The organism is Mitsuokella apri (genome assembly GCF_051886055.1).
Classification (GTDB): Bacteria; Bacillota; Negativicutes; order Selenomonadales; family Selenomonadaceae; genus Mitsuokella.
In genome coordinates this window covers 1-14,384 of sequence record NZ_JBJEXT010000014.1, presented here as the reverse complement: position 1 = coordinate 14,384, position 14,384 = coordinate 1, and the positions used below count along the sequence as shown (strand labels likewise).

Annotated in this window: 13 protein-coding genes and 1 other RNA gene; 3 read left to right on the top strand and 11 right to left on the bottom strand. The window is 55.3% G+C overall.

The window, feature by feature from the left end; all coding sequences use genetic code 11:
- A partial coding sequence (locus ACI4OH_RS01640; protein ID WP_439784024.1) for a ribonucleoside-diphosphate reductase subunit alpha occupies positions 1–2,095 on the bottom strand: 2,095 nt, incomplete at its 3' end.
- A gap of 267 nt (positions 2,096–2,362) precedes the next feature.
- Between ACI4OH_RS01640 and ACI4OH_RS01635 the strand changes: the two genes are divergently transcribed.
- Positions 2,363–2,608 (top strand): DUF896 domain-containing protein, encoded by a 246-nt coding sequence (locus ACI4OH_RS01635; RefSeq protein WP_295635149.1) that lies wholly within the window; start codon positions 2,363–2,365, stop codon positions 2,606–2,608.
- Between the two features lie 79 nt (positions 2,609–2,687).
- Here the strand turns inward: ACI4OH_RS01635 and ACI4OH_RS01630 are convergent, their stop codons facing one another.
- The 5 genes from ACI4OH_RS01630 to ACI4OH_RS01610 form a co-directional block, all read right to left on the bottom strand.
- Entirely contained in the window at positions 2,688–3,617 is a 930-nt protein-coding gene (locus ACI4OH_RS01630; protein ID WP_439784023.1) for an NAD-dependent epimerase/dehydratase family protein, read from the bottom strand.
- Positions 3,618–3,655: 38 nt separating this feature from the next.
- Positions 3,656–4,348: a response regulator transcription factor gene (locus ACI4OH_RS01625; RefSeq protein WP_439784022.1), complete on the bottom strand. Its 693-nt coding sequence runs from the start codon at positions 4,346–4,348 to the stop codon at positions 3,656–3,658.
- A gap of 24 nt (positions 4,349–4,372) precedes the next feature.
- Positions 4,373–5,848, bottom strand: a complete 1,476-nt coding sequence (locus ACI4OH_RS01620; RefSeq protein WP_439784021.1) for a sensor histidine kinase — start codon at positions 5,846–5,848, stop codon at positions 4,373–4,375.
- A gap of 35 nt (positions 5,849–5,883) precedes the next feature.
- Entirely contained in the window at positions 5,884–7,413 is a 1,530-nt protein-coding gene (locus ACI4OH_RS01615) for an ArnT family glycosyltransferase (RefSeq protein ID WP_439784020.1), read from the bottom strand.
- A 153-nt stretch (positions 7,414–7,566) separates the two neighbouring features.
- Positions 7,567–7,881 carry a hypothetical protein gene (locus ACI4OH_RS01610; RefSeq protein ID WP_302488897.1) on the bottom strand — a complete coding sequence of 105 codons (315 nt, stop codon included), beginning with the start codon at positions 7,879–7,881 and terminating at the stop codon, positions 7,567–7,569.
- Between the two features lie 168 nt (positions 7,882–8,049).
- Here ACI4OH_RS01610 and ssrS point away from each other — a divergent pair.
- Positions 8,050–8,222, top strand: a non-coding RNA gene (gene ssrS / locus ACI4OH_RS01605) — 6S RNA.
- A 108-nt stretch (positions 8,223–8,330) separates the two neighbouring features.
- Here ssrS and ACI4OH_RS01600 read toward each other — a convergent pair.
- The 5 genes from ACI4OH_RS01600 to rpmE all read right to left on the bottom strand — a co-directional run bounded on the left by ACI4OH_RS01600 (position 8,331) and on the right by rpmE (position 12,715).
- Positions 8,331–9,389, bottom strand: a complete 1,059-nt coding sequence (locus ACI4OH_RS01600; protein WP_295633039.1) for an L-threonylcarbamoyladenylate synthase — start codon at positions 9,387–9,389, stop codon at positions 8,331–8,333.
- 2 nt (positions 9,390–9,391) lie between these two features.
- On the bottom strand, positions 9,392–10,357 hold the full coding sequence (gene prmC / locus ACI4OH_RS01595) for a peptide chain release factor N(5)-glutamine methyltransferase (RefSeq protein WP_439784019.1): 966 nt from the start codon (positions 10,355–10,357) through the stop codon (positions 9,392–9,394).
- Positions 10,354–11,427, bottom strand: coding sequence for a peptide chain release factor 1 (gene prfA, locus ACI4OH_RS01590; protein ID WP_295633045.1), 1,074 nt, complete (start codon positions 11,425–11,427; stop codon positions 10,354–10,356). The genes prmC and prfA overlap by 4 nt, the downstream gene beginning before the upstream one ends.
- Positions 11,428–11,454: 27 nt before the next feature.
- Positions 11,455–12,381 carry a DUF1385 domain-containing protein gene (locus tag ACI4OH_RS01585; protein ID WP_295633048.1) on the bottom strand — a complete coding sequence of 309 codons (927 nt, stop codon included), beginning with the start codon at positions 12,379–12,381 and terminating at the stop codon, positions 11,455–11,457.
- Positions 12,382–12,514: 133 nt separating this feature from the next.
- Complete coding sequence (gene rpmE, locus ACI4OH_RS01580) at positions 12,515–12,715, bottom strand: 50S ribosomal protein L31 (protein WP_295633051.1); 201 nt, start codon at positions 12,713–12,715, stop codon at positions 12,515–12,517.
- Positions 12,716–13,000: 285 nt separating this feature from the next.
- Between rpmE and clpX the strand changes: the two genes are divergently transcribed.
- On the top strand, positions 13,001–14,308 hold the full coding sequence (clpX, locus tag ACI4OH_RS01575; RefSeq protein ID WP_439784018.1) for an ATP-dependent Clp protease ATP-binding subunit ClpX: 1,308 nt from the start codon (positions 13,001–13,003) through the stop codon (positions 14,306–14,308).
- The last annotated feature ends 76 nt before the right edge of the window (positions 14,309–14,384 follow it).

The following is a 14,384-nucleotide window of genomic DNA, read 5'->3' as shown; positions in this document are numbered from 1 at the left end:
GGACGCCCGCGGCCCGTATGGACCAGGTCTGGTCGACCGTATGCGCGCTCTTGTAATACCAGTACGTCTTCATGCTGAGGTCGGGCGCGATGCGCGGCAGGATGGCCCCTTTCTTCTCTTCAAGGAAGAACCGGTTCATGATGGGGTCGACGCCAGCCGTCGTACCGACGAGGATGGACGTCGAGCTCGTCGGCGCAATGGCGAGAAGATACGCATTGCGCAATCCCTGTGTTTTGACGTTTGCCGCGAGCTGCTGCCATTTTGCTGACGTATAGCCGCGTTTCGTAAAATACGCGCCCGTCTGCCAGTCGCTGCCCGCAAAGCAGCGGTACGCTCCCTTTTCGGCCGCAATATCGGAGCTCGCCTCAATCGCCGCATAATTGATGCGCGCAAAGACATCATCGACAAAAGCGAGATGCTCCTCACTCTCCCAGCGGATGCCGTATTTCGCCAGCATATGATGATAGCCCGAGACGCCGAGGCCGATGCTGCGATATTTCTGGTTCGTGAGTCTTGCATACGCCAGCGGCGCCTCGTTGAGGTCGATGACATTGTCGAGGGCCCTGACAGCCGTGCGCACGACGGAGCGAAGCTCTTCCTTATCCTCCACATGAATGCGGCCGAGGTTGAGGCTTGCGAGGTTGCAGACGACAAAATCGCCGGGACGCGTCGTGACCTGCACGACCGTGTCCCCGTCCTTCGTCTTTACTTCCGTGCTGACAGCCTCGACCGGCGACATATTCTGCGCGATTTCCGTGCAGAGATTCGAGCAGTAAATCATGCCGGCCTGAGGATTTGGGTTGAGCCGGTTGACCGTATCGCGGTAAAATGCAAACGGCGTGCCTGTCTCGACGACGGATTTTAAAATGAGCCGCACGATTTCCTTGACGGGAATCACGCGCTTATCAATGCGCGGCTCGGCAATGCAGGCACGGTAGCGGTTTTCCCATTCCTCACCCCAGAAATCCTCGAGCGCATAGCCCATGACCATCTCGATTTCATGCGGGTCCATGAGATACCACGGCGCATCGAGGTCCTCGCGCGCCGTCTTCCAGAATAAATCCGGATAGCAGACCGCGGGGAAAATATCATGCGCCTTCATGCGGTCATCACCATTATTCGTGCGCAGCTGCAGAAATTCCGGCAGGTCCTTGTGCCAGGCATCGAGGTAGACGGCGCAGGCCCCCTGACGCACGCCGAGCTGGTCAACAGCCACGGCTGTATCGTTGACCAGTCGAATCCAGCGAATAACGCCGCCCGCCGCGCCTTCAAATCCGCGGATGGCCGCGCCCGTCGCGCGGACTTTGCCAAAATAGAGCCCCATGCCGCCGCCCCATTTGCTGACCTTGGCAAACGAATCAAGACTGCGGTAAATGCCTTCCAAAGAATCCGGCACCGTGTCAATAAAACAGCTCGAGAGCTGATGATACGGTTTTCTGGCATTCGCGAGCGTCGGCGTCGCCATCGTCACCTGCTGCAGGCTCAGCATATCGTAAAAACGGCGGACCCAGTCGAGGCGTACGTCTTCCTTTTCCAGCATGGCGAGGTGCAGGGCAATGCCGAGATACATTTCCTGCGGCGACTCCAAGGGCACGCCGTGATGCGTGTGAATGATGTAGCGCGAGAGAAGCAGGTCAAGGCCGGCATAGGAATAGAGGTGATTCCGCTCCCTGTCCATGAATTTCGCCGTCTGCCGCAGCTCCTGCTCCGTGTAATTCTCAAGGATGTAGCTGCCGTAAAGCCCTTTGGCCTCGAAATAACGCAGCTTCGCCACAAAATTCGTGATGCCGCGCCTAGCTTCGTCCTGTGCGAGCTGCAGCGAGAACTCGAGATAGCGCAGTCTTGCCGCAATCTTATCCCAATACGGCGCCTGCGCCGTCACGAGCTCCACTGCCGCGCGGATAAGTCCCTGCAGTTTTTCCTCGGGGCTCTGCGACGGCTTGGCAAAGACCTCATATTTTTCTACGAGCTCAAAAAAATTTGCCTGTTCGGCAGCAAAATCCCGCTCGATGCCTGCAAGGCAGGCCTCAAGACCATCTACACGGCATTTTGACAAAAGACTTTGCCATGCCGGTGACTTAACAGTACAATCCATATACTCCGCTCCTACTACTTCCTGTCAACTTTCCGTCGACGTCAACTACCAGATACAGTAGATATTTTTAAAATTATTCTTTTTAACCACTATATATTGATTACTGACTTAGTATAGCAAATACAGGAAAGGACTGTCAATGAAGCCGCATCACAATGCCTGTTCAAAAAGAATCGATGTGCGTTCAAAAAAACTTGCAATTCCCTCTCATATCATTATAATGAAAGTAAAGAATGTGTATTGTAGCAAAAGGAAGGACAACACGACATGATCACGAAAGAACTCATCGCCCGCATCAATGAGCTCTCCCGCAAAAAACGCAGCAGCGGTCTAAGCGAGACAGAACTCATGGAACAGCAGATGCTGCGTCAGGAATATCTCGCAAGCATCCGCGAGCAGGTTCGCCACATGCTTGACCAGATCGAAGTCGTTGACGCGCCGCTTGAAGGACCGAAGGTCACGCAGGTGAACGAAATCGCCTTTTCCCTGCGTCCGAGTCATAAACTGCACTGATATAAAGCACGGAACATATAAAAGAGGAAGATTCCAGGCTATGCCGGAATCTTCCTCTTTTTGTATCTCATGTTTTATTTTACTGCTCAGCAAAATACTCGTACGTGCGTCTGAGCCCTTCGCGCAGCGGGACGGCCGGAGCCCAGCCGAGCGAGCGACACGCGCGGCCGTTGGCCAGCATGGACTTGTAGATGTCGCCGGGACGGGCCTGCGCATAAGCCGGCTGAATTTCTTTGCCCGAGACATCGGTCAGGATGGCCACGAGCTCCTTGAGGCTCGTTTCCGTCTGCGAAGACAGGTTGTAGGCATGATTGACATGCTTCGTATAAAGCGCCGCGTAGATACCCGCGGCAATATCGCCAGCGTAGATGAAATCGCGCGTCTGCTCGCCATCGCCGTAAATCGTGAGTTCTTTTCCCTGAGCCAGACGTTTTGCAAAAATGCTGATGACACCGCCCTCGCCGCCGTTGCCCTGACGTTCGCCGTAGACGTTGGCAAAGCGCAGGATGACAAAGTCAAGCCCAAAGGCCCGCTGATAAAGGCGCAGATAATGCTCGACCGTGACTTTTGAAAGTCCGTAGAACGACAGCGGATGCAGCGGCTCCGACTCCACGATTGGCAGTTTTTCTTCGGCGACATCGCCGTAGCTCGCGGCCGTTGAGGCAAAGATGACGCGTTTGACCTGCGTGCGTTTCGCCTGCTCAAGGACATGGATGGAGCCGATGATGTTCTCGTGGCCGTCGAGCTCCGGCGATTCCATCGAAATATGCACCGTCGTCTGGCCGGCCAGATGCACGACAGCATCGAACTGTCCTTCATTAAATACGTCGGCAAGCTCAGGGTCGTTTACATCCATCTCGATGCAGGCAAGCCCCTCTGCTTCCGGCAGATTCGCGCGGCTGCCCGTGCTGAAATTGTCGAGCACCGTCACCTGCTCCCCAGCCGATAATAATTTTCTCACCAGATGCGAGCCAATGAAGCCGGCGCCGCCTGTCACTAAAATCTTCACGTCAAGAATCCTCTTTTCCTATCTATGTTATATAGAAATCAGTCGCGGTGGAACCGGTAGCCGGCGCCGCGCACCGTCTCAATGTACGCAGGATGCGCAGGGTCCGTCTCAATCTTATCGCGGATGCGGTTGATATGCACGGCCACAGTCGCGCTGTCGCCTAAGGCATCAAGGCCCCAGATGCGCTCAAACAGCGTCTCGCGGCTGAAAACGAGCCCTCGGTTTTCCATCAGAAACTGCAGAAGCTCAAATTCGCGGTTCGTCAGATGGACTTCCTCGCCGTCCTTAAAGACACGGTGCGACTTGGCCTCAAGCGTCAGCCGGCCGCAGGAAAGCTGCGCGATGCGCGTCTGCTCTTTGGCTGTCAGCTGCTCGTAGCGTGAAACATGGGCCTTGACGCGGGCCACGAGCTCACTGGGGCTGAACGGCTTTGTCAGGTAATCATCAGCCCCGAGGCCAAAGCCGCGGATTTTGTCGATGTCCGTCTGACGGGCCGAGACGATGATGACAGGGATGTCGAGCTCTTCGCGCAGACGGCGGCAGAGATTGAAGCCATCAAGGCCCGGCAGCATGAGGTCAAGGATGATGAGGTCATATTTGCCTTTGAGGGCTTCTTCCCTGCCTTTGATGCCGTCGCCCTCAATCGTGACTTCAAAATCCGAAGCCTCCAGATAATCGCGCTCCAGTTCGGCAATCTCGCGGTCATCTTCTACAATCAGAATTTTTTTCATATCATCCCTGCCCCCTGTTTTTCCCTAGGCCTTCTCCCTCGCCGGCAGCCAGATGCAGATACACAGCCCTTTCGGCATGGCGGGCCTTGCCCAGATGCGCCCGCCCATGGCCGCCACAATTTTCGCCGTGACAGCAAGACCAAGACCGCTGCCCTTGGGCACGCCCTCACGCGCCTTGTCCGTGCGGTAAAACGACTCAAAAATGCGTCCGAGGTCTTCCTGCGCTACACCGCGGCCGCGGTCCTCGCATTCCAGAAGATAGCCTCCATCCTGCGCGGCCAGACGCAGCGTCAGACTGCCAGTGTCACTATCTTTGTATTTTAACGCATTACTAAGGGTGTTGTCGAGTACACGCTGAAACTGGAGGCGGTCAAGGCGGATGACGGCAGGGTCATCGCCGAGCCGATTTTCAAACGTCAGGGAGAAATGCTGTTCCTGCAGAGGCGCCGCCTGCAGTTTTACATACTGGGACAACAGATTGACCAGCGAGGCATTTTCCCATTGGAATACCGCCTTGCCGAGTTCGAGCTTCGAGAGCAGGAACAATTCATGCACCATCTGTTCCATATTCTGACTCGTATGGTAGACGAGCTCGAGGTAATGGCGCTGTTTTTCGGGAGTATTGGCAATGCCGTCGAGGACGCCGCTCGTATAGCCCTGAATCTTCGTCAAGGGAGTCGCAAGGTCATGGGCAATACCCGCAAAAAGTTCCTGACGATTTTTCTCGTACTGCTCGCGCAGTTTGCGGCTCTCTTTGAGCTGCTGGCGCATTTCCTCAAAAGTCTCCGCCGTTTCGCCGAGCTCGTCTGCCTCATGGCTCACGATTTTTGTATCGTAGTCGCCATGCTGGATGCGCCTTGAGGCCTGCTGCAGTTCCGTCAAAGGATGCAGAATATCCCGCGACATGCGCCGCACGAGCAGCCAGCCCACGAGCACGATGATAAACATCGACAGCAAAAAGACGGCCAGAGCGGTGCCGCGCCAGACAGGCCCCATATGCGGCGGGAAAAAGCCCCGCCCAATCTCAAAAGGCACCGGACCTACAGCCACGGCGATGGATTTCTTATCTTTCGAGATATAGCGGTAAACGAGCCCCTGCGCATCCCAGCGCATGACATTGCCCTCCTGCGGCGCAAGTTCATACGACTCGGCAATCAGGGTCTCAGAAATTCCTGGCTCCGTCTCGTAATCAATCACGCCATCGCGGATGCATACCACCTTAACCCCGAGCTTTTCTATAGATTCCATATGGCGCGGCAGGCTCTCCTTCTCGCCGCCATCGACATTCGCATAAAGATGACTCAGGGCAATATGAACGGGAATAGAATTTCCCGCTTCCGGCCAAAGGACCTCGAGCTCACGTTCGCGGAAATTGCCCGTAGCCCGCAGGCCATAGAAAACGGCACTGCCAATGGCCATAAGCAAAAACATCGGCACGAGCACCATGATGACATTGTTGAGCAGCAGACGGTGCCGCACGGAAAGGTCACGCAGTTTCATAAATATTCCTCCCCGACCTGTCAAGGAGTCCCTCTTCAATTCATTTTTCCTGACAAGCGCTGTATTATAGTTCCATACGGTGTGTCATTTTTCCTCTCTGCCCGGTCCACGCGGCCATCATCGTGATTCGGCACGAGCTTATAGACTATGTACTCACTGTCGCTCCCAATCTCTTCCCAGAATCCTGGGACCTCATCGCCGAGTTTCTCCCGGCTGTCCTTATTTGTCACAATGATGGTATCCTCCGAAAGGTCCATATCCGAGACCGCCATGAACGGCATGATATTCGTCGCCGTCCAGCTCATTTTCTGCGGACGTTCCTTCTCGATGTCAGCATCCGTTGCCACCAGGCGTTTTGGCGTGCGGCCGCTGTAATACGGGATTGACACCGGATAGCGCACGCCGTACGTCAGTACCACAGTATCTGCCGTGCTGTTGGCGCGCAGCAGCGAGGCAAGGTCCTTGCCCGAATGCCCCTGCGTGACAAAGGGGACAACCGTCATGACCATCACGATATAAAAGGCACTCATGCCCTTGGCCATGCGCCAGAACATTTTCTCGTGGCTGAGGAAATATTTAGCCATGAGGATGGCCAGCGGCATCATGTACGGGAACGTATACGTCGTGTACTTCGAGGCCATGACTTCAAAGGCCGCAAAGACCGCCAGTGCCCAAATCATCAGGAAACGCTCTTTGTCACCGGAAGGCAGATGCAGCTGGCGCGTAAAGAGTTTCTTGAAGAACACCGGTACAATGACAAACGACCAAGGAAAGAAACCGACGGCAAAGACCATGAGGTAATAGTACCAGACGCTGTTGCGCGGATGCTCCGGCACCGTTGCGCGCAGGACATTATGCACGCCAAGGAACGTATTGATGAAGTCGCTGCCATGCAGCTGATACATTGGCAGGTACCAGAGGCAAACGATGGCAAAGAACAAAACAAGACCGCCGAGCATATGGATATTTAAAAGCATACGCAGGGCGCGCTGCCACGCGAGGAATACGAGGATGACAAGGCCCGGCAGGGCAAGGCCGATTGGCCCCTTCGTCAGCACAGCCACCGCCGCAGCCGCAAAGGCCAGATAGTAGTAAACCGGCTTATCCGTCTCATAGCCCCGATAAAAACTGATGAGCGTCAGACTGACCGTCAGAAAAAGTGTCATATCCGTGATGATGGCATGACCGAGGTACCAGTACTCGACCGTCGTTGCCAGGAGCACGGCCGCGAAAATACCAACGTTGCGGCTGTAGAGCTTAGCTGCAAAGGCGTATGTCACGAGGATACCGGCGACCGCGAAGACTGCGGGGAAAAACCGCGCGGCAAAATCCGTCATGCCAAACATCTTGAATGCCGCGATGAGCTCGAGATAAAACAGGATGGGCTTATCATACCAGTAATTGCCAAAGATGCGCGGTGACATATAGTCCCCTGCCGCGATCATCTCCTTGGCCGTCTGCGTGTAATTCGACTCGACCGGGTCCGTGACCGGCAGCAGCCAATTGCCGAGCATAAAAAGCACCAGCCCGAAAACTGCCAGATACAAAAAGTCCTTGCGTCTCATTTTATCTTTCCCTTCTTCTCTTCATCTAACCTTTGATTTATCTTAGAGTATAGTGAGGGAAGATAAACTCCTGTTAAACACGGCGTAAAGAGCAAAAAAAGAAAGCCTCCGGCTGTCTTAAACTTCGACAGCGGGAGACTTTTTTACTTTATCTCAATAGTGTGGATGTAAGCGAACATAGTCTACCGGGCGGCTCCAGTCCACACTGACATCCGTGGCCTCCCAAAGGCGGGTCAGGGCCGTCTGCAGGCTCTTGAGGTCGGCCTGCGGGTCAATCGTCTCATGCGTGAAATCCATGAGTGTCTCGTGCGGGATGTTAATCTGATGCGTCTTGCTCAGATATTCTTCGACTTTCTTTTTGCCCTCTTCGTTGGCCAGATGAACCGTAGCTTTCTTTGCTTCTTCATCGTAATCAATCCAGCCGAGGTCGTTCTTGTAGCTGATTGCTACACTATAGGTATTTGCCATGTTTTTTTCCCCTTTATGTTTTTACGCTGATGCGTTTTTCTTCCTTTTCGATTGGGCTCTATTTCTCCATTATAAGGGATTTCAAGCTTTTCTACAACCAGCCTTCTTTATTGATTTGTCAAGACTTGCGTATGTAAATTTTTTATGATATTATACACGTAAAGAAGGACAAGCCTGGGATGTGCGTGAGCTTTAGAAGTGTCTAACCTACATTTTTCCTAGGGAGCTTGATTTGATTCCGGCAGATGCCCGCCTCGGCGACTGCAAAAACCGGACTTAGGGCACCCACCTGCTAGCCGCAGGTTTTAGGCATTTAAAGCAAACGGCACCCTGGACCCCTGCTTTGAAGAGGGATTACTGCTGCAAGTCTGTAGTCCCTCTTCGCGTATACAAAATAAAAAATTCCTGTCATGGACAATGCCGTGACAGGAATTTTTTTATGCATAAACTTACGAAACTTTGAGGCTGTGAAAACCGCTGGCCTTGTGCAGGCGGTTCATGATGGCAAGGCCGAGGCCCTTTTCTGTCGTGCCTTCGCCTAGAAGCACATCGGCCTTTGTATCGTTAAAGGCAATGAGCTCTTCGTAGATATGCGAGGCAATGGCCAATAAATCTCCCTGCGGGCCGTAGTCCGCGAGAAGCTCTTCAGGCACAAGCCCCTGCAGGCTCTGGCAGACTTCAGAGCTTGCAAGCACGCCGACCGTATGGCCTTCGTCCTGCAGGCGGCGCACCTGACGGCGGAAGGCCGCAGGCATCTTCTCGGGGGCTCCCTCAAGAAGTGTTAACGGGGCTTTCGGTGCATAATGCTTGTACTTCATGCCCGGAGCTCTCGGCACGGTGTCGGCCCCGACTAAGGCCGGGTCAAGCTTACAGCCGCCGAGGACTTCTGTCAGCATCTCGCGCGTGATGGCACCGGGCCGCAGGATAACGGCCACTGGCCCCGTGCAGTCGACAATCGTCGACTCGACGCCAAAATGACACGGACCGCCATCGAGAATCAAGGGAATGCGTCCTTTCATATCGCGCAGCACAGAAGCTGCCGTCGTCGGGCTCGGACGGCCCGAGATATTGGCCGAAGGCGCGGCGATGGGCACGCTGGCCGCGCGAATCATCGCGCGGGCCACAGGATGTTCCGGCATACGGATGCCGACCGTGTCGAGCCCGCCTGTGATGCGGTCCGGCACGATTTCTTTGCGGCGCAGAATCAGGGTAATCGGGCCCGGCATAAACGCCGCGAGCAGTTTTTCTGCCATCGGCGTGACCTCAGCCGCGACCATATCAACCATCGCGCGGTCACAGACGTGCAGAATCAGAGGATTGTCCGACGGACGCCCCTTCGCCTCGTAAATGCGCGCGCAGGCCTCCGCGTCGAGGCCATTGGCTCCAAGACCGTAAACCGTCTCCGTCGGGAAAGCCACGAGACCGCCGCTTCGAAGAATTTTGCCAGCACGCTGCAAATCTTCCTGCTGCGTGCGGACATCCGTTATCTTCACGATTTCTGTCTGCATGGTCAATCTTCCTCCGTTCCGGCATTTTCGGCTTTTTCGTTATCGCCCGTATCTTCGGCAGGCTCTGCCTGCATCTTTTCCGGCCTGTTTCTCCAAGCCACGACGACGCGGTCAATACCGGCGTAGTCGGGCAAAATCTCCGTTTCCGTGATCAGCGGATTAGCCTTGGCGAGCTTTGCCACATCCTCGGCCTGATGAATGCCGACTTCCAAAGCCATAAAACCGCCATCCGTCAGCATCGCCGGGGCGTCTTTCGCCAGACGGCGGTAAAAGTCGAGGCCGTCTTTGCCGCCGGAAAGCGCCGTATGCGGTTCCTTGAGGCGAACTTCAGGGGCCAGCGCTTCGATATCCTTTTCGGGGATGTACGGCGGATTTGAAAGAATCGCCGCAAAGGTCATGCCCTGCAGCGGCTGCAGCAAATTGCCCGTATGAAACGTCACGCGGTCCTTAAGGCCCAGTGCCTCTGCATTTTCCTCGGCCACGGCACGCGCCGCAGGGGAAATATCGACCGTATCGGCCATGGTCCCCTCAAGATAATGAAGGATCGAAAGGCAGATGGCGCCGGTGCCCGTGCCGATATCAGCGATATGCAGCTTTTCTGCGCCAGCCCCGCTTTCCTGCAGGCTGCGCAGCCGGTCGACGGCGGCCTGCACGAGGATTTCCGTATCGGGACGCGGCACGAGCGTGTCGGCCGTAACCTTGAAGGTCAAACCCATGAATTCTTTTTCGCCGAGGATATGCGCGACAGGCACATGCATGACGCGTTTCTTGATGCATTCGCGGTAAGCTGCGAGCTCTTCTGCTTCCATCGGCTCATCAAAATGAACGTAGAGATAGATGCGCTCCTGTTTCAGGACGTGCGCGAGCAGGACCTCGGCGTCAAGCCGCGGCGACTCGATGCCCTTTTCCTTGAAATAGTTTTCCGTCCACTTGAGGATACGTCCGACGGTCCATACCTGATTTGTCACTTCGCGTCCACCTTCTTCAGTCGTTCGGCCTGGTCTGCCGTGATGAGGGCCGATAAGAGTTCATCGAGGTCGCCATCAAGGATGGCGTCAATCTTGTGCAGCGTCAGGCCAATGCGGTGGTCCGTCACACGTCCCTGCGGGAAATTGTACGTGCGGATGCGTTCGCTGCGGTCGCCCGAGCCGACCTGACTGCGGCGGTCCGCCGCGACGGCGGCCTCCTGCTCCTGACGCGCCTTGTCGAGGATGCGCGCGCGCAGGACCTTCATGGCCTTTTCCTTGTTCTTGAGCTGTGACTTTTCATCCTGACACTGCACGACAATGCCCGTCGGCAGATGCGTGATGCGGATGGCCGTCTCAGTCCTGTTGACGTACTGGCCGCCCGCGCCCGACGCGCAGTACGTGTCGATGCGCAGGTCCGAAGGATTGATGTCAACATCGACTTCTTCGGCCTCGGGCAGTACGGCGACCGTCGCCGCCGACGTATGGATGCGGCCGCCCGACTCCGTGACCGGCACGCGCTGAACGCGGTGTGTGCCGCTCTCATATTTGAGACGTGAATACGCCCCAAAGCCCGTGACCATGAACGTCACTTCCTTGAAGCCGCCGATTTCTGTCGCATTGGCATCCATGATTTCGACTTTCCAGCCCTTTTTCTCGGCATAGCGCGAGTACATGCGGAAGAGGTCGCCGGCAAACAGCGCCGCTTCATCGCCGCCAACGCCGCCGCGAATCTCGACAATGACATTTTTCTCGTCATTCGGGTCCTTCGGCAGGAGCAGGATGGGCAGCTCCCTGTCGAGCTTTTCCTTTTGCTCGACAAGGTTCGCAAGCTCCTCCTCGACGAATTTGCGCATCTCGTCGTCAAGGGATTCATGGAACATCGCCTTGGCTTCGTCGATGCCCGCGACGACTTTCTTATACGTGCGGAATTTCTCGACAATCGGCGTCAGGGCAGCATGCTCCTTCGTATAGGCCTGCCATTTCGTCATGTCAGCCATGACCTCGGGGTCGCTGATGAGCGACTCGAGTTCCCTATATTTATCTTCAACGGCTTGGAGCTTCTCCAGCACAGGATTCACCTCTCCATAGGATATATTTTAGGGCACGGGGACTTCCTGCACGGGCTTAGCCACATGACGGTATTCCCCCGTCCCTTCGACGATTTCTTCTTCCGGCAGCACGGCCTTCAGCGACTCGATGGCCACGGCGACCATTTCATCCTCCGGCGGACGCGTCGTCAGATACTGCAGCCAGAGGCCCGGCTTGATGGCCGTCTGGATAATCGGATTCTCGCTGCGGCCCGCGAGGCGGATGATTTCATACGAGATGCCCGCAACGACCGGCAGCAGCAAAATGCGCGAGGCAATGCGCTCCGCGAGATTTGGCCAGCCGAGGAACGCAAAGACGAAAATCGAGACAAGCATGACGATGAGCAGGAAATTCGTGCCGCAGCGCGGATGCAGGCGCGAGAATTTCTGCACGTTCTCGACCGTCAGCGGCAGCCCGGCCTCATAGCAGTGAATGGTCTTATGCTCCGCCCCATGATACTGGAACACGCGGCGGATGTCCTTCATGCGCGAAATGCCCCAGATATAGCCGAGGAAAATCGCGAGGCGCAGAAACCCCTCCATGAGGTTCAGGAAGAACGGGTCTTCCGTGATGACGTGGAACAGACGTGCCGCTCCCGTCGGGATGGCGATGAACAGAATGCTTGCGAGCACGAGCGCAAAGATAATCGTGCCGGCCATTTCCTTATCCGTCATCTGCTCGTCTTCTTCGCCGGCCATCTTGGCCGAATACGACAGCGAGCGGATGCCGATGACGAGCGATTCAATCAGCGAGACCGTGCCCCTGAGCATGGGTTTCTTGAGAATCGGATAGCGGTCGGCGATGGAATGTACATCCTTCGTCTCCACCTGAATCTCGCCGTTCGGGTCACGCACAGCCGTAGCCGTGAGCTTCGGCCCGCGCATCATGACGCCTTCAATGACGGCCTGACCGCCTACCATAAGATGATTGCCCATAAATTTGGACCTCCTGTATATCAAATAACAACTTTCTTCTATTATATATAGGATACATCCGGCTGCTGTATTTTGTCTGTATATAAAATGAAGCAGAGCGAGATTGCTCTGCTCTGCTTCATCATGCTGCATCTTATTTCTTGCCGTAGCGCTTGTTGAACTTCTCGATGCGGCCGCCTGCCTGTACGTCACGCTGACGACCCGTGAAGAACGGATGGCACTTGGAGCAGACATCGACGCGAAGTTCCGGTTTCGTGGAGCCAGTCTTGAACGTGTTGCCGCAACCGCAGATAACCGTAGCTTCGTAGTACTTCGGATGGATACCCTGTTTCATTTTATTACACCTCTCTTTCCCCCCAGGAACTGGGAATGGATACAAGCCCACTCTGCGCAGGCTTGGTTTAGACCTAGCTCCCCTTGTTCGGGGGAAAGCCAGTCAAATTTTGACTTGAAAACAGACGTCATTACGTCCATTACCGGTCTATTATATCACACAGGTCTTAGCCTTGCAAGGAACAGCGGATAAAATCTCCTTGAAAAAAGCGGTATAATAGTAGATAATGTTCTATACAGGGGTAATTCAGAAAGAACATTCACATACAGAAAGGGTGTTTTCTATATGGCTAATGATAAAGATAAAACGAAAGAACCAGTCATGAAGCAGCGCTGCAGCTTCTGCAAGCGCGAAGTCGAAATCCATGACTCCTTCGACATGCCGATTTACGACCCGGCCACGGGCTTTGGCATCTGCAAGAACTGCATCAAGGAACTCGCCCATTACATCGAGATGCACGAAGCCGATACGGCGAAAAAAGAGACGCCGGACTTCGCCGCCCAGCTCGATGAAATCCTCAAAAAGAACAAACCGCACATCATCAAGCAGTACCTCGATGAGTACATCATCAATCAGGACCGCGCGAAGAAAATCCTCTCCGTCGCCGTCTACAACCACTACAAGCGCATGAAATACGGCTACACAAATGACGATGGCACGGAGATTGAGAAATCGAACGTCATCATGCTCGGCCCGTCCGGCTGCGGCAAGACAGCGCTTCTCTCGCACCTCTCAAAACTCCTCGATGTGCCGTTTGCCGTCACGGATGCCTCGAGCCTCACGGAAGCCGGCTTCGTCGGCGCCGATGTAGAAGTCGCCGTCCGCAACCTCTACTATGCAGCCGACAAGGACATCCAGAAGGCCGAGCACGGCATCATCTACCTCGATGAGTTCGACAAGATTGCGAGAAAGTCCGGTGCCAACAACTCCATCACGGCCGACCCGGGTCATGAAGGCGTACAGCAGGCCCTCCTCAAAATGCTCGAAGGCAACATCGTCGAGTTCACAGCCCGCGGCCAGCGCAAACATCCGGAGGCCCCGACCATCAAGGTCGACACGAAGAACATCCTGTTCATCGTCGGCGGTGCCTTCGTCGGCATCGAAGACATCATCGCCAAACGCCTGCAGAAAGCCGATTCTTCCATTGGCTTCGGCGCCGAAGTCGCCAGCAAGAACGAGAAGCCGACCTACGACGAGCTCATCCATCAGGTCCGCCCGGAAGACCTCATGCAGTACGGCATCATCCCGGAAATCATCGGCCGCCTGCCTGTCATCTGCACGCTCGAGACCCTCGACGAAGACGCCCTGCTGCGCATCCTGACCGAGCCGAAAAACGCACCGGTCAAGCAGTACGAGAAACTCCTCGCCATGGATAACGTCAAGCTCGAATTCGCCGAAGACGCCCTGCGTGCCGTCGCGAAAAAAGCCATCGAGCGCAAGACCGGCGCCCGCTCCCTCAAGGGCATCATCGAGGACGTCATGCTCGATGTCATGTACGACATCCCGAAGTCCAGCGCCCCGCGCAAGGTCATCATCACGAAGGAATGCATCGACGAAGGCAAAAAGCCTGAAGTCGTCGCCCTCGACAAATAACATCAGCCAAAACACAAAAGCGGCTGTGAAAAAACAGCCTTCATAAACAAAGGCGGTCCGCAGACTCGAATGAGTC